This window comes from Clostridium sp. AM54-37XD (assembly GCF_003478225.1).
Lineage (GTDB): Bacteria > Bacillota > Clostridia > Lachnospirales > Lachnospiraceae > Coprococcus > Coprococcus ammoniilyticus.
Genome location: NZ_QUEV01000001.1, coordinates 21010 through 37348, shown reverse-complemented (window position 1 = coordinate 37348; position 16339 = coordinate 21010). Strand labels below are relative to the sequence as shown.

General features: G+C 42.4%; 17 protein-coding genes. 13 read left to right on the top strand and 4 right to left on the bottom strand.

What is annotated here, in order from left to right; genetic code table 11:
- Window positions 1-6 precede the first annotated feature (6 nt).
- Entirely contained in the window at window positions 7-1053 is a 1047-nt protein-coding gene (locus DXA07_RS00195; RefSeq protein ID WP_008400536.1) for a hypothetical protein, read from the top strand.
- A gap of 418 nt (window positions 1054-1471) precedes the next feature.
- On the opposite strand, the gene DXA07_RS00190 is transcribed toward DXA07_RS00195, so the two are convergent.
- Genes DXA07_RS00190 through DXA07_RS00180 form a run of 3 tightly spaced genes read right to left on the bottom strand, consistent with a single transcriptional unit; the run spans window position 1472 to window position 3581 of the window.
- The gene (locus DXA07_RS00190; protein WP_118482799.1) at window positions 1472-2434 is read right to left on the bottom strand and encodes a hypothetical protein; all 963 of its coding nucleotides are present in this window, start codon (window positions 2432-2434) and stop codon (window positions 1472-1474) included.
- A complete protein-coding gene (locus DXA07_RS00185; RefSeq protein WP_008400533.1) occupies window positions 2431-2658 on the bottom strand; it encodes a helix-turn-helix transcriptional regulator in 228 nt (75 codons plus the stop codon). The genes DXA07_RS00190 and DXA07_RS00185 overlap by 4 nt, the downstream gene beginning before the upstream one ends.
- A 14-nt stretch (window positions 2659-2672) precedes the next feature.
- Window positions 2673-3581 (bottom strand): DUF2975 domain-containing protein, encoded by a 909-nt coding sequence (locus DXA07_RS00180; protein ID WP_118482797.1) that lies wholly within the window; start codon window positions 3579-3581, stop codon window positions 2673-2675.
- A gap of 278 nt (window positions 3582-3859) precedes the next feature.
- On the opposite strand from DXA07_RS00180, the gene fliB reads away from it, so the two are divergent.
- The 5 genes from fliB (at window position 3860) to DXA07_RS00160 (ending at window position 6880) form a co-directional block, all read left to right on the top strand.
- Window positions 3860-4342 carry a flagellin lysine-N-methylase gene (gene fliB, locus DXA07_RS13635; protein ID WP_284467250.1) on the top strand — a complete coding sequence of 161 codons (483 nt, stop codon included), beginning with the start codon at window positions 3860-3862 and terminating at the stop codon, window positions 4340-4342.
- Window positions 4339-4941 carry a hypothetical protein gene (locus DXA07_RS13630; protein ID WP_284467249.1) on the top strand — a complete coding sequence of 201 codons (603 nt, stop codon included), beginning with the start codon at window positions 4339-4341 and terminating at the stop codon, window positions 4939-4941. The genes fliB and DXA07_RS13630 overlap by 4 nt, the downstream gene beginning before the upstream one ends.
- 190 nt (window positions 4942-5131) lie before the next feature.
- Entirely contained in the window at window positions 5132-5596 is a 465-nt protein-coding gene (locus DXA07_RS00170; RefSeq protein ID WP_348980717.1) for a TIGR00730 family Rossman fold protein, read from the top strand.
- Between the two features lie 23 nt (window positions 5597-5619).
- On the top strand, window positions 5620-6360 hold the full coding sequence (locus tag DXA07_RS00165) for a DNA alkylation repair protein (RefSeq protein ID WP_021944452.1): 741 nt from the start codon (window positions 5620-5622) through the stop codon (window positions 6358-6360).
- A 46-nt stretch (window positions 6361-6406) separates the two neighbouring features.
- Window positions 6407-6880 (top strand): LURP-one-related family protein, encoded by a 474-nt coding sequence (locus DXA07_RS00160; protein ID WP_118482794.1) that lies wholly within the window; start codon window positions 6407-6409, stop codon window positions 6878-6880.
- Here the strand turns inward: DXA07_RS00160 and DXA07_RS00155 are convergent.
- Window positions 6877-7413 (bottom strand): TetR/AcrR family transcriptional regulator, encoded by a 537-nt coding sequence (locus DXA07_RS00155; protein WP_118482792.1) that lies wholly within the window; start codon window positions 7411-7413, stop codon window positions 6877-6879. The genes DXA07_RS00160 and DXA07_RS00155 overlap by 4 nt on opposite strands.
- 140 nt (window positions 7414-7553) lie before the next feature.
- Between DXA07_RS00155 and glgB the strand changes: the two genes are divergently transcribed.
- The 7 genes from glgB (at window position 7554) to DXA07_RS00120 (ending at window position 16235) form a co-directional block, all read left to right on the top strand.
- On the top strand, window positions 7554-9455 hold the full coding sequence (gene glgB / locus DXA07_RS00150) for a 1,4-alpha-glucan branching protein GlgB (protein WP_348980716.1): 1902 nt from the start codon (window positions 7554-7556) through the stop codon (window positions 9453-9455).
- Window positions 9456-9475: 20 nt separating this feature from the next.
- A complete protein-coding gene (locus tag DXA07_RS00145) occupies window positions 9476-11359 on the top strand; it encodes an aminopeptidase P family protein (protein WP_182427533.1) in 1884 nt (627 codons plus the stop codon).
- A gap of 22 nt (window positions 11360-11381) precedes the next feature.
- Complete coding sequence (locus tag DXA07_RS00140; protein ID WP_118482786.1) at window positions 11382-12968, top strand: zinc ribbon domain-containing protein; 1587 nt, start codon at window positions 11382-11384, stop codon at window positions 12966-12968.
- A complete protein-coding gene (locus tag DXA07_RS00135; RefSeq protein WP_118482784.1) occupies window positions 12956-13168 on the top strand; it encodes a hypothetical protein in 213 nt (70 codons plus the stop codon). The genes DXA07_RS00140 and DXA07_RS00135 overlap by 13 nt, the downstream gene beginning before the upstream one ends.
- 769 nt (window positions 13169-13937) lie before the next feature.
- Window positions 13938-14540: a bifunctional phosphoserine phosphatase/homoserine phosphotransferase ThrH gene (gene thrH / locus DXA07_RS00130; RefSeq protein ID WP_021944446.1), complete on the top strand. Its 603-nt coding sequence runs from the start codon at window positions 13938-13940 to the stop codon at window positions 14538-14540.
- Window positions 14541-14663: 123 nt separating this feature from the next.
- Window positions 14664-15197, top strand: a complete 534-nt coding sequence (locus DXA07_RS00125; RefSeq protein WP_021944445.1) for an N-acetylmuramoyl-L-alanine amidase — start codon at window positions 14664-14666, stop codon at window positions 15195-15197.
- Window positions 15198-15335: 138 nt separating this feature from the next.
- Entirely contained in the window at window positions 15336-16235 is a 900-nt protein-coding gene (locus DXA07_RS00120) for a Precorrin-6B methylase 2 (protein ID WP_118482782.1), read from the top strand.
- The last annotated feature ends 104 nt before the right edge of the window (window positions 16236-16339 follow it).

Below are 16339 nucleotides of genomic sequence, written 5' to 3'. Positions count from 1 at the left end.
ATAATCATGAGCAATAAAAAGATATTGCCAGTCAGCTACCCGATGATTACATCATGGCAGTGGCATGCAACATTATTCTCAATTCTGGGGGATGACGAAAAAGCTAAGAACTGGATCTTCAGCAATTACATCCAGCTTAGATGTTATAATATTGAGGAGATTTTCACAGGAGATGAGATGCTTCTGGCAGATATGATGCCGGGAAGCAGTTCTTTGAAGGAGTGTCCATATCTTCTGTTCTCACTGATGACAAAAGAGCAGGTAGAGAGCTACTGTGGAGATATCATTAACTTCATTATTAAAACGATCGACCTGAACGGATATGTCTATGGTGTATTTGACGAGGCAAAGATCCTGTGCGATTCCGGTGCAGATTACAAATTCCCACATGAGTTATTTATTTTTGGCTATGATAAGGATAAGGAAGAATTCCATGTTGGTGATTTCACATTTGGTGAGCATTATTCTTATTCAACTGTATCTTTTGAGGATGTTAAGCGGGGTTACGATATCATAACAGCATCCGAAGATCATATGTTTAAGGATGATTATAAAGGCAGACGTGGTTTATATGTGATCCAGAAGAATACCGCTGAGATGTATTATGATCTGGATGTGGCATATATCAAGGATACATTGGTTGAATATCTGGACGCAAAGGATTCCAAGAATCATTTCCGTATGATGAGAAATCGTTTCTCAGATACAGTATTCGGTGTAAATGTATACGATGCAGTATATAAGCAGATCGAAAAGCAGCTTTCAGGAGATGAGCCTGATTTTGATATCCGTGCGCTTCACCTGTTATACGATCATAAAGTTCTGATGAATGAACGTCTGAAGTATATGATGGCAAAAGGTGTGTTGGCTTATGATAATGAGATTCTTGACGAGTACATGGAGGTTGTCAACAATATGCTGACAGCAAGAAACCTTCTGATCAAGACATCCATCACAGGAAATGTGAACTGCCTTGATCGTTTTGAGAAGTATATCATGACCGCAAAGGCCAAAGAGATTGAGGTCCTCAACAAGGTTGTCGAGAGACTTTAAAGTAGCAGACGAAAACACCACGGTGTATGTTTAAGGGACGAATTCGGGCCGGGCTTATATCTATTATTACGCAAAACGCTTTCGCTCTATTCCTCGGCGTAGCGGTACATAAGGCTGCGCAAGACGCAGCCTAAGTACCGACGCTCGGAAAGGTTTGCTTCATAATAGTATAAGCCCGGCCCGAGTTCTGTTCCTTGAATATATACCGTGGTGTTTTCTGTTTGAGGAAGAACCAAAGACAGAAAAATATAGCCGGCTGTTCTGCAACAGATATTTTCATGAAGCAAGCCTGTTCGAATGTCGGTTCTTAGCGATCCACGGAAGTGGGAGCTTAGTACCGCTACATGAGAATAGAGCGAGAGCGTCTTGCGGAATGAAAAGTATCTGTGCCGGACAGCCGGCTATATTTTTCGTCCGGTTACTTTACAATATGGATCTCTGAAGGCTGATAGTAAAAGCTGTCAGTTGAGATATAGCGGTTGCGGTAGTCAGGATCTGTGGTTTCTGCGTCATCATCTGTATGAGTAAGGACGTCGTAGGAAACAATGCCTTTGGTGGACACTTCTTTTATGAGCAGATAGGAAGCACCTTTTAAGGATAGCGGTTCATCGGTGAGGGTGGCTGCTTTTTGTGTGTCGCTCCAAAGTATGGTATTGTCATCGGACATACCATAGAAGGTGTAGCTGTCTACAGGATCTGAAATGGATCGTACCGTAAGGGAGATCGTATTCGTTGTAGTGGCATTGGAATCGATGCCTGATTCTGTGTAGCTTTCAGAGAAGGTTTGAGTCGTTGATTCGCCTTCGTTCATGATTGAAACAGGAGAGCCGGGTGTTATAAAGAGATCACCATTTTCTTTCTGATAGATTAGATTCAGATAGATATAATAAAGATCTGAATCTGTGGAATAATCTGTTTTGTCCGGATCAACATAGAGAGTGCCGGAAAGGGATAAGGAAGCTTCTGTGGTACCATCAGGCGGATATATATAATTGCTTTGACCGGTTAGTGTATGGGATGAAGACTCATAGGAGGTAGTGCTCGTTCCATCGGAACCGGAAATGTTTATAGATGGTTCAGCCATCATATCGGAACAGAACGAATAATAGAAACCTCCTTCTTCTTCGGATACATCAACTTTAATTGCAGCAAGATAGCAGCCGGAGATATCGGGATTATCCGGTTTGAAAGTATCTGTTTTCTGATCATATGTGCAGGAAATCGGTTCTTCCTGATCATCCAGAGGTGTTGCTGTACAATAGATACCAATCAGATGCCTGGTAACTGCAGATGGGGTATTTTCTTTCTTTGCAAGCTGACAGCCGGAAAGGACAGTCAGACCTAAAATGGTCAGTATACTTATAGATAAAAATTTCTTCATGCTTCTTCCTCCTCATCAAGATTTCCGTCAAATGACAGAATATCGCCTACATCACAGTGCAGGTAGTAACATATTTTATTGATGGTTGTAAATCGGACACCTTTTGCTTTTCCGCTTCGCAAAATGGAAAGATTTGCTTCGGTTATGCCGATCTTTTTGCATAATTCTTTAGAAGTCATATTATTTTCTTTTAAGACTTTTTCCAGATTGATCTTAATTGCCATATGAAACCTCCGTGTTAAATGAATGCTTCATTTTCTTCTTCCAGCGTGTGTGCTGTCTCGAATTTCTTTGCAAGGATAAATGCCGTTACGGTCAGAAGTATCTCTATAATAGGAAGAGATACGGTAAAGGTTGTATCTGAAAGTGACGGAAGCATAAGAAGCTGCAGGATGTTTCGAACAACTTCAAGTACTGCCGTAATGCAGAGAACTCTTATACACAGATGGGAGAGTGCCCCTGCATCCTGGATCGTCTGATCGGTGAAATGATTGTCTTTCAGAGAACGACACAGCCGGAAGGATGCGATCAATACCCAGATGAATAACAGGGATGGAACCAGGTCGCAGAGGAGTAACGGAATGCGGTCAGGCTGAAATGATCTCATGCTGCCATTATCAAGCATAACAGCACCATCTTCTGATGATATGATCCGGGAATACAGGTCAGGACCTGTTTGATTTGCAGAAACCCATAGTTTTGGAAGCTTTATGAAACAGATATTAATGATTGATATGATCATTACAAGAATGATGAAAACCTGTGCGATCTTTGCCAGATTGATCTCATTTGCATACCGGATTATGGCAAGAACCCGGAGAATGATGTAACAGATAAAGATGGACCACAGGGTTGTCGATATTGCCAGATTGATCATAGGTATCGAATAATGAAAATAGGGGTTTATAAGCCCCGGATTTATTATCAGGTAAATGCCGATAAAGAGGGCAGCAGAGCATACGAGTAACAGATAGTCTGCACGGATCTTCTTTTTCCTCAGACAAAGAAGCAGAAATGCGATTGCCGGGAGACAGCAGATAATGATATAAAGTATGATCGCGATACAGTTACCGGAGTTTCCGGATAATGAAAGCTTTCGAAGCCATACTGCGATCCATTCAAACGGAGTTGTAAAAATCTGATTCATGGTTATATCCTTTCTGATAGCTGATTTTATCTAAAAATTATCGAAAAACAATAATTACAGTTTCAAAATATCATTAAAATTATCGTTTGTCAATAATTTCTATGGATTGCGAGCTTGATTCATTTATGCAGGTCTAATATAATAGAAATTGCCGTGTTCAGATTTCGTATCATTTGATTGAAGGATAAAATGATCGTTGGCATTTCGGCACCGGCATAAGGGAACATGGGAGAGCAATATTCTCAGTGACGATATATAAATGTTTGTGAGGCAGAGATATGATTTATTCTTATCCGGATTATTATAAAAAGTTTAGATGTATAGCGGACAAATGCCCGGACACCTGCTGTTCTGACTGGCAGATCGTGATCGATGATGAATCATTGGAAAAATATCGGAATTACGCAGGAGAATACAGGCAGACACTTCACCGGAATATACAGTGGGAAGAGGGCGTATTCGGACATAACCGGAAGGGCAAATGTGCATTTTTGCGGGATGATGGACTGTGCGACATGTATAAGCATATGGGAAAAGACAGCTTATGCACGACCTGTCGGGAATATCCAAGACATACGGAAGAATTTGAAAATATAAGAGAGATTTCATTATCGCTTTCCTGCCCGGAGGTGGCAAGGATATTGATGCAGAAGACAGAACCGGTAACATTTGTCTGTGAAGAAGACGATGAGGAAGAAGTATTTGAGGATTATGATTATTTCCTGTTTTCCATCTTGAGGATATCCGGGAGGAGATTTTGAAGATTACCCAGAACCGGGAAGAAAGTCTGAAAGCAAGGATCAGAAAGGTATTGCAGATCGGTGCTTCCGCACAGAGACATTATGAAGAAGGGGATCTGATCGACTGGGGTGAATGTGAGGATACAGATAAAGTCTGCGTGAAAGATGAATATGAACTGTTCCGGAAGCATATGAGATTCCTGTCAGAGGAGCTGGAGCTGTTATATCAGGACTGGGATGATGTGTTGGTGGAATCCGAAGTGCTTTTGTTTGATCAGGGGGAATCCGGTTTCACAGAGAATAAGAAACGATTTCTGTCATGGTGGGGAAACAGCAGCCTGCCTTCACTTGAAATCGTGCTGGAGCAGATCGTTGTTTATTTTATCTCGATCTATTTGTTAGGTGCGGTCTATGATGGGAATATTCTTGGTAAAATAGATTCCGCGGTGGGCCATGTGACAGTAATCTTCCTGCTGCTTCTCGCCAGATGGATAAAGTGCAGTGAGAAGTTAGAGATGGCTGATCTGATCGAACTGGTGTATCGGTATTCCAGAGAGATCGAACATTCGGATGAGAATCTCGACCGGGTGGAAGAACTGGACTGGTTTATAAGAATATAATTTGAATTTCAGTGAACTCTATAGCATACTATAGGATAAGGTTGCTCACAGAGCGATGAACAGTGATAAAAGGAAAATGGAGTAGCAGTATGAATATATGTATATTTGGTGCATCCAGTAATGACATTGATCAGGCATACATGGATGCGGTTTTTAATCTTGGAAAGAAGCTGGCAGAGAGAGGACATACATTAGTATTTGGTGCGGGTGCAAGAGGACTTATGGGGCTGCCGCCAGAGGAGCAAGTGCCGGAAACGGTGAGATCGTTGGCGTTGCACCCACATTTTTTAATGTGGATGGCATCATCTATGACAAATGCACAGAGCTGATCCGGACAGAGACGATGCGTGAGCGGAAACAGATCATGGAGGATCGGAGTGATGCATTTATCATGGTGCCGGGTGGAATTGGAACATTTGAGGAATTTTTTGAGGTGCTGACTTTAAAGCAGCTTGGACGACATGGCAAGGCGATCATTGTCTATAACCAGGATGGATTCTTTAATTCCCTGTTTCAGATGATGGATGAATGTGTCGAGAAGGGTTTTATGAACCATGTAACAAACGAGATCTATCAGGTGATGACAGATACAGATGAGATCCTTTCTTATCTGGATGGCTATACACCGGAGGTCGGCAAGGTGTTTAAATTTTAAACGATATGGGTGCAGGAGGAAAAATGGGAGATACGAATGAATATACAGTTCACGATCTGGTACGGGATGAGTTGTATAAAAATATGGATGTTGAATATGGAAAATTTACAGCGAGTCTGTCACCGGGAGCAGGAAATATCATCGGCGTTCGGATTCCGGTGCTGCGCAAAATGGCGAAAGAGATTGCGTCTGTAAACTGGAAGGAGTATCTGGATGGTGCAAGGGATGATACCTTTGAAGAAGTCATGTTACAGGGCATCGTGCTTGGCTATGCCAGAGGAAAGATCGACGACATTCTCACATACATGGGACGGTTCATACCAAAGATCGATGACTGGTCGATCTGCGATACCTGTTGTAATACCTTTAAGATCGCAAACCAGTATCAGCAGGAAGTGTGGGATTTCCTGATGCCATATCTGGACGAGCAGGGAGTAATCGATGGCAAGCCTGCTAACGAGAGAAATCGTGAGTTTGAACTGCGGTTTGTAGCAGTTATGATGTTGAATTATTATCTGAATGATGCCTATATTGATAAGGTGTTATATGCATACGATCATATGAAGAATGATGGCTATTATCTGAAAATGGGTGTTGCATGGGGACTTGCAGAAGCCTATGTAAAATGTCCGGAGCCGACGAAGGTATTTTTAAATAATAACCATCTGGATGATTTCACATTTAATAAAGCAATCCAGAAGATGCAGGAATCCTTCCGTATCACACCGGAGGAAAAAGCTGCACTCAAGGCAATGAAGCGATGATAATGATAATATAAGTAAATATGGCGAAATGAGCGGAGGTGGCAGTATGAGAATGTATTTTAAACAGAGACTGTTTTCGTGGTTTGACAGTTATGATATTTATAATGAACAGGGGAATCCGATATATGTGGTAAAGGGACAAATATCCTGGGGACATTGTCTGAAGATTTTTGATCCATATGGGAATGAAGTCGGTACAGTAAAGGAACAGGTATTCACATTTCTTCCAAAATTTGAGATCTATCAGAGAAATCAATATCTGGGATGCATTAAGAAAGAGTTTTCCTTTCTTAAGCCCCGATATGATATTGCTTATAATGGATGGCATATTGATGGAAGCTTTATGGAATGGGATTACAAGATCACAGATGCTGCAGGTGGTATGGTTGCATCCATATCAAAGGAACTGTTTCATACGACAGATCAATATGTGATCGATGTATATGATCCACAAAACGCACTTATTGCACTTATGTTTGTTCTGGCCATTGATGCAGAGAAATGTTCGAGGAATGATTAGGAATGGTCGGCAATCCTTCCGATGGTATCGGCAAGAATCTCGATCACCTGCTCGGTATCTTCTTCCTTATATTTTAAGAAAGTATGTACGCTTCCTTGAATCAGCAGAGAAATTGTGATATTTTTCTCCAGATTGTCTTTGAATTCCGGATGCGTGATAAAGATCAGTTCCTTAATGCGGGCTTCCAGTTTGTTGGTGAGCACGCCACAGCTTCTGTCATCATCCGGGAAAAGAATGTTGAACAGATGTCCCTGTGTGATAAATGCGGTACAGAGCAGTCTGGCTGCGGCAGCCGGATCTGTGATGATAAGATCCGGATTTGGAATGTCTGCAATCAGTGACGTGATCGCATCATTTTCCAGATATTCCGACAGATCGTAGATATCTTTAAAATGAAGATAAAATGTCTGTTTGCTGATATTTGCTTTCTGGGTCAGCTCCCGGATCGTAATCTTTTCGAGCGGTTTCGCCGCACGTAATTCTATAAAAGCACTGAAAATGCTGTTCTTGGTTTTCTGTATTCTTAAATCCATTGCGATCTCCTGATTTACTATTTGTTGACTATGGTCAATAAATTGACGTTATTCAATTATTGGCTATGGTGTCAGCTTTTGTAATCTCATATAATAAACATGTCTATTTTAATCTATAAATTTACTATAGTCAATAAAGAATCATCTGTACAAATACAAAGGAGAATGACATGGATATTTACGAATTTTATTCCGGAAGAAGCTTTGATGCATATAGAGAACTGGGGGCGCATGTGAAGAAAGAGGTCACAGGAAAGAAGACGGTTGTCAGTGGTGTGGAATTTGTCACATATGCACCGAATGCTCTGGGGGTAAATGTGATCGGTGAATTCAACGACTGGAACGAGACAGTCATGGAACGCTGTTATGACGGCAGCTTTTTCAAGGTATTTGTGCCGGAAGCAAGACCGGGCATGATGTATAAGTATAAGATCTATCACAGAGACGGCAGCAGCATGGAGCATTGTGATCCGTATGGCTTCGGCATGGAGCTGCGTCCGGCATTTGCATCCATTATCCGGGATATGGATACATATCGTTTCCATGATGCCAAATGGATGAAGAACCGTAGTGTATGTCAGGGCAGCCCACTTAACATCTATGAAGTTCATCTGGGTTCCTGGCGCACAAAACCGGTCTTTGATGAACAGGGAAATCCGCTGACACCGGAGGAGATCGTAGAGAGCAACCGGGTAGCGGAGAGCTGGTATACCTATAAGGAGATCGCTCCGATGCTTGCGGAATATGTGAAAGAGCAGGGATATAATTATGTAGAGTTCATGCCGCTCTCCGAGCATCCGTCCGATCAGTCCTGGGGTTATCAGAATACCGGATTTTTCAGTCCGACATCCAGATATGGAACAGCAGATGACCTGAAGGAAATGATCGATATTCTGCATCAGCATAATATTGGCACAATTCTTGATTTTGTTCCGGCTCATTTCGCACTTGATGGCTATGGACTTGCCAGATATGATGGCACGGCATTGTATGAATATCCAAGCAACGATGTGGGATACAGTGAGTGGGGAAGCATGAACTTCATTCATTCCAAAGGAGAAGTGCGGAGCTTCTTACAGTCTGCGGCGAATTACTGGCTGTCAGAGTATCATTTTGACGGACTTCGTATGGATGCGATCAGCCGTATCATCTACTGGATGGGCGATGAGAGCCGTGGTGTAAATGACCGGGCGGTTGATTTTATCCGGAATATGAATCAGGGGTTAAAGGATCGTCATCCTTCGATCATCTTGTGTGCCGAAGACTCGACAGACTTTAAGGGTACAACGAAGGAAACAAAATATGGTGGACTGGGCTTTGATTACAAATGGGATATGGGCTGGATGAATGATACACTGAATTTCTTCCGTACACTTCCATTTGTCCGTGGCGAGCATTATCATGACCTGACATTCTCGATGATGTATAACTATAATGAACGGTATCTGCTTCCTTTGTCACACGATGAGGTTGTACATGGAAAGGCAACGATCATTCAGAAGATGGCGGGTATGTATGAAGAAAAGTTTCCGCAGGCAAAGGCATTATATGCTTATATGTATGCGCATCCGGGCAAGAAGCTGAACTTTATGGGAAATGAGATCGGACAGTTCCGCGAGTGGGATGAGAAGCGTGAGCAGGACTGGGATCTTTTGAAATATCTGAACCATGATTCTTTCCACCAGTATATGAAAGCATTGAATAAGATTTATATGAAAGAGCCGGCATTATCTGCATGGGATGATGATCCGAATGGATTTGCATGGATCCTTTGCGGTAAGGAAAATGATGTTGTCTATATCTTTCAGCGTGAAGTAAATGAAGATAAGGTGATCGTTGTATTAAACCTGTCGGGACTTGTATATAAAAATTATCACTTTAATTATGGAAATGGTGATACAATGAAGGTACTGATCAACAGCGACTGGAATAAATTTGGGGGAAGCACAAAAGATACAGAAAAGACGATCAAGGGTGTAAATGGAGATTTTGGATTTGACCTTCCGGCATTTTCCGGAATTTACCTGAAACCGGTCGATTAGAACATGAGAAGGTGAATATGATGACGACAACAGAGAAGCTTGCAGGGCTGCGTGAGAAAATGAATGAAACAGGCGTAGATGCTTATGTGATCACAACGGATGACTTTCATGCATCCGAATATGTTGGAGCATATTTCAGGGAAAGAGAATATATGTCCGGGTTTACAGGATCTGCCGGAACACTGGTTGTGCTCCCTGATACGGCAGCATTGTTTACAGATGGGCGGTATTTCATTCAGGCGGAAGCACAGCTTGCAGGCAGTACGATCGAACTGATGAAGAGTGGACAGCCGGGCGTTCCAACGATCGAGGAATATTTGTATGACCATCTGGAACCGGAAAAGGTTGTAGGCTTTGATGGAAGAACCGTCAGCCTGGATTTTGCTGACCGGATGCTAAAAAAATTGGGCGATAAAAAGGTCACTTTAAATGGTGAACTGGATCTGGTCGATGAACTCTGGACGGACAGACCGGAGCTGTCACATGAGCCGGTATTTGAATTGCCATTTTCATACACAGGTGAAACCCGTGCGGATAAGCTTGCGCGTGTCAGAGCGTCAATAAGATCCGCAGGCGCGGATGTCCGGGTGATCTCTGCATTGGATGAGATTGCATGGCTTCTGAATCTGCGGGGCAATGATATAGACTGTAATCCGGTATTCCTGTCATATATGCTGATCGCAGATGAAGACTGTCGTTTATATATCAATGATGTGATCTTAAACGATGAAATCACCAGAGAACTTGCCGTTGATGGGCTCACACTTTATCCGTATAATGCAATCTATACGGATCTGAAGCGGTTGCCGGAGATTATTCATACGCATAAACAGGCAGAGCAGATGACGGTATTGCTGGATGGCTGCCAGACCAATTACAGATTAAGAAGTTGTATACCGGATGGTATATCAGTGGTCGATGAACCGTCTGCGGTTCAGTTGATGAAAGCACGGAAGAATTCAGTAGAGTGTGAAAATGAACGGAATGCGCATATTAAGGATGGAGTTGCTGTAACGAAATTTATCTACTGGCTTAAGCATCATATCGGAACAGAAACGATCACGGAGCTTTCGGCAGCAGAGAAGCTGGAGTCTTTTCGAAAAGAGCAAAAGGGGTATATCGAGCCGAGCTTTGAAACGATATCTGCATATGGTCCACATGGCGCGATCGTACATTATGAACCGACAGAGGAGACAAATGTCGAACTAAAACCGGAGAGCTTCTTATTAGTGGACAGCGGCGGCCATTACATGGAGGGAACAACTGATATCACCAGAACGATTACGCTCGGAACTCTGACAGAGGAAGAGAAATGGGCATATACACTGGTGCTGATCGGACATCTGAATCTGGCAGCAGCAAGATTTAAACATGGAACGCGTGGTGAGAATCTCGATTATCTGGCGCGTGAACCGCTGTGGCGGTATGGTCTGGATTTCAATCACGGCACCGGTCATGGAGTCGGATATCTGTTAAATGTACACGAAGGACCAAACAGGATCCACTTCAGAATCATGGAAGAACGCAGACCGACAGCAGTATTCGAAGAAGGAATGATCACATCAGATGAACCGGGTATATATATAGAAGGAAGGTTTGGCATCCGTCATGAGAATCTGGTTCTTTGTAAGAAAGCAGGAAAACCGGCAGGCAAGCTTCCGGAGGTATTCTTGAAAGAAGCGGAAGCAAATGGAACATTTCTGGAATTTGAAACTCTGACCTGGGTTCCGTTTGACACAGAAGCTTTGATACCGGAACTGATGACAGATCGTGAGCTCCAACGATTGAATGAATATCACAAGAATGTGTATGAGAAGATCGCTCCACATCTGACGGAGGAAGAACGCATATGGCTGGAGCAGGCAACGAGTCCAGTATCGAAAAAATATCATAATAAAATTTGATGAATTTCAAGGGGAGAAACATATGATCTATAAGTGTGAGGCATGTGGGGGTGTGCTGGTATATGACCCGGATCTCGGGAAAATGAAATGTACACAATGTGGTCAGACAAGCGAACGCAGATTCCATATGAAGTTAAAGGAAGTAGATCCGGATACAGAGGAAAAAGAAGACGGAAAACGATCATTTGATAATCTGTGGTTTGGTCTTGATAAAGATCAGAAGTGGCATGGAGAGAAGGAAATCCAGATCAATCCTGACTGGGATGCGGATCTGTTGGCATTTGAGATGCGGAATAACAGACCGGAAGATATATCGGCTGCATCAAAACAGACGGAAGCAGAAGATATATCAGAAAAATCAGAGCAGCAGGCACAAGACACTGCTTATACAGGTGACCGGAGAGAGATGCAGGGAGAACGACTGATGTCGGTTCAGATATTCCGCTGTACTTCCTGCGGAGCACAGATTATGATCCATGGAAATGAGCGGGCAACTTTTTGTTCGTTTTGTGGACAGCCGACGGTTATATTTGACCGTGAATCGAAGGAAGTATGGCCGGATTATATCATTCCATTTTCCATAACGGAACAGCAGGCAGTGGATGCGATCAAAGAGAAATTCGGTACAGGCAGATATGTGCCAAGAGAGATCAAACATCCGAAGATTGACAAGATCCGTGGAATCTATATTCCATATTGGCTGTATACAGTGTATATGCGGAAAAAAGCAAATCTGCATCTGGTAACGAGTAATGAAGCTGAGAAGAAAGAACCGGAAAATATCTTTAATGCCGGAATGAACAGAAACCAATCCTTTTATACGATGCTGCAGTCATCGAAGAAGATGGGATTGTATCCGGGATCATTTCAGAATCAGAAATATGATGCGGAAACGAGAAGTGTCTCTGTAGGTATAAATGAGAAGACAGATATGTTTGCAGATGCATATGGAAATTTTGAACAGGTTACCTTTGATGCATCCAGAAAATTAGATGATCGGCTATCCAGTCGTCTGGAACCATATCATATGGAAGCATTAAAGCCATTTGATCCATCGTATCTGTCCGGATTCTATGCAGATCGGTATGATGTGCCGTCCAGAGAGGCTGCGCCGGACATCCATCAGAGGATAAGTGATGCTATGGATAAAGCAATGATAGAAGATACAGGAACGACTTACATAGAGAAGAGCATTGAACAGTACAGTGTGGATAAGATTGAGTATGCGCTCCTGCCTGCATGGTTCATGACCTTCTGGTATAGGCATGAGCTTTATACGATTCTGGTCAATGGGCAGACCGGAAAGGTTGTTGGCAATATTCCAGTGAATAAAAGGAGTTTTATTTCGGATGCGGTGATGGCCGGAGTTGTATGCTGCACGATCGGAGCGGTTGTATTTTATGAAATCAATCAGGGAATTGCAAAAGGGTATGGCTTTTTCCATGAATATGGAGGGTCGATCATTGTATTCCTTTTTATGCTGGCGGCGGGACTTTTTACCAGAAATCTCAGTAAATACAACAGGTATAAGCACGACAAAGAACGACTTGCATCCTCAACAACGACTGATTATGTAAAAGAAAGGCAGGATAAGACATGGATTCGATAAATATTTTACTTACAGGATTTAAATTGTTACCGATCATACAGGGCATTGTCTGTGGCGGACTGTTTGCGGCAGGTCTGTTGCTGTCGTGGATGCTTCGCTCCAACCTCCATGGCGAGATGGAAACAGAGAAGGAATTTGCCCAACAGCACAAAATCTCCTACTACCAGATCGACCAGGGACACAAGATTTTATTCTTCTGATTAATAAAAGGGAAAATCCTGCATATTTGTGGGGGAACATCTTGAATATCAGCTATAATGCCGCAGTGGCTTCTTTGTTTGAAAGATACGCTTTTTTCTTATTCGATACATATGCCTGATCCGCTCATGCTCCTGTGCAAACTCGCTCTTCGAGCTCAGACATGCACCCGCATTCGCTGGCAATATGTATCTCATAACAGAAAAAAGCTGGATATCTTATCAAACAAGAAAGGCACTGCGGCATTGCAGCTGATATCCGAAAAATTCTATGTTCCACAAATATGCAGGATTTTCTGCGTATATTGGTCAGGAGAATAAAACGTGGAATATAGGAAATTCCTGTATATGGATGCGGATGACAACGGAATTTGCAGGAGAGTCTGATATTTGCGATTCTCGATATATGTAAAAATATAATAAGAAAGACTGATCATGTTATTAATACAGCATGCTAGATTCCTAGCATATTATATAAAACAGTTTGTGTGTATGCAGGTGGGACAGGCTAGGTTTCAAAGATATTAAGTGTAGTTTCCGTAATGAGATACATATTGCCAGCGAATGCGGGTGCATGTCTGAGTCCGAAGGACGAGTTTGCACAGGAGCATGAGCGAATCAGGCATATGTATTTCATAGGAAACGAAGCGGATCTTTGAAGCCTAGCCTGTCCCACCTGCATACACACAAACTGTTTTCCTTAGATGTATTGCAGAATGACAGGCGGTATATTATAATGAAGCGAGAATGTAGATAACAGGAGGAACCCGAAATGGACATTGTATGTTTGGATTTGGAAGGTGTATTAGTACCGGAGATTTGGATCGCATTTGCAGAGGCAAGCGGTATCCCGGAGTTAAAGAGAACAACAAGAGATGAGCCGGATTACGACAAATTAATGAACTGGCGTCTTGGTATATTAAAAGAACATGGACTTGGCTTAAAAGAGATTCAGGAAACGATCGCAAAGATCGATCCGATTCCCGGTGCAAAGGAATTCTTAGATGAGCTTCGTTCTATGACACAGGTTATCATTATCAGTGATACATTTACACAGTTTGCAAGCCCGCTTATGAAGAAGCTCGGCTGGCCGACAATTTTCTGTAATTCATTAGAGGTAGCAGAAAGTGGAGAGATCACAGGCTTTAAGATGCGTTGTGAGAAATCCAAATACACAACCGTAAAAGCACTTCAGTCTATCGGTTATGATACGATCGCAAGTGGTGACAGCCACAACGATCTTGGAATGATCCGCGCAAGCAAGGCCGGATTCCTCTTTAAGAGTACCGATCAGATCAAAGCAGACAATCCTGATCTTCCGGCTTATGAGACATATGATGAGCTGCTCGCAGCTATCAAGAAAGTACTGGCTTAAGATCGGTCCTTTCATATAAAAATGTACGCAGTATGTAAGAAAGGCATATTAAGGTCATGAAAATTAAGTACATATAACAGAGAACCTGCATATACTGTAGCAAACAGAGTATGCAGGTTTTTTATGGCTATAAAAATAATGATCGATGCCGGACATGGTGGATTTGACAATGGGGCATCTTATAATGGCAGAACGGAGAAGAATGACAACCTGAATTTGGCTTTGGCACTTGGTGATGCGTTGTCAGAGCTTGGTTATGACGTGGAATTTACGAGAACGACAGATGTCTATGATTCACCGACAAGAAAAGCACAGATCGGAAATGAGAGCGGTGCGGATTATTTTATCTCCCTGCACAGGAATGCTGCACCGTATCCGAACAAATATAACGGAGTGGAAACCTTGGTTTATAATACATCAGGGATTGCATATGAAATGGCAGAAAATGTGGATGCAGAGCTTGCAAAGATCGGATTTGAGAATCTGGGAGTTGAGGAACGGAAGAATCTGGCTGTTCTGCGCCGGACAACGATGCCGGCAATTCTGATCGAGACCGGATTTATTGACAGTGATAAGGATAATTATCTGTTTGATTACCGGTTTGAAGATATCGTGAATGCGATCGCACTCGGAATTGATGAAACACTTCGTGGATAGATGTGTGAAAAGCGCACAAAAGAATTTACAGTTAACGAGAAAAATTGTATAATTATAAAGACTGTTTTAGAAAACGACAATCCGATTGGAGAAGGTTATCTGATTGGAAAATACGATAGAAAAGTGGGGTAGAAAACAATGAAAAATACGTTCAGTAATTCAGGCATGTTGAACTGGCTTGGCTTCTTTGCAAATAAGATGGATGTCAGCCCGGAGAAGATAAAGATGCTTAATATCTGCGGCAGACAGAAAAATGTCGTGCCAACGATTGATACACATAAGAGGGTTCTGATCTATACTGATGCCAGTCATGAAGATCTCTTCTATACATTATGGGAAGCGGGATTTGGCGAATATGATATCTGGATCGGCGAAGGAACAGAGCCGGGAAGTGAACTTACAAATGCAAAGCTCAAGAATGTTATTAATAAGAAGATATCCGAACCGACGGTTATATTTATCGTAAACGAGAAGACCAGAGAATCCGTACGGTACGGTATGAAGAATGATCTGTTTACAAAGGGATCGGTTCATTATGTATGCAATGAGATCCGCGCGGTTATCATGAGTATTCTCGGTGTAGATACTCATGATACGATTCTTGCTCTGATGGCAGAGAGTATCGTTATCGAAGCTGCGATCACAGCGAGCGAAGGTCAGATCATTGCAGTAGAGCCGGACAGCGGTTCCAGAAGATCTATGGAGGAAAATGTTGAGAAGTTTGGAGTTCATAATGTGCAGATCATTCCGGATATGAGCGAAGAATCATTGAGTAGGATTCCGGTACCAAGACTTGCATTTATCGTTGCGAATCATTATCTGGAATCTGATATTGAACGCCTGCTTGCAATCAATCCGCAGATGCAGTTTGTTATTTACACATTAGATCTTGGTATCCTTGCAGAGACCAAGCTGATCTTTGACAAATTCGGTATTCAGAATATGGAAGCGTTACAGATCAACGTATCCAAGACAAATAAAGAAAATGTATTTGTTGCTCAGCCGGCACCATGGATCATTACAGGTGGGGCTGAATAGAATACAGATATTCAGAAATAAAGCCCCATTCTCCGGTAAGAGTTTCTTCTGTTTTATGAACAACGTAAAAAACAGAAGAAAGCCTGAAAAGGATGGGGCTATTT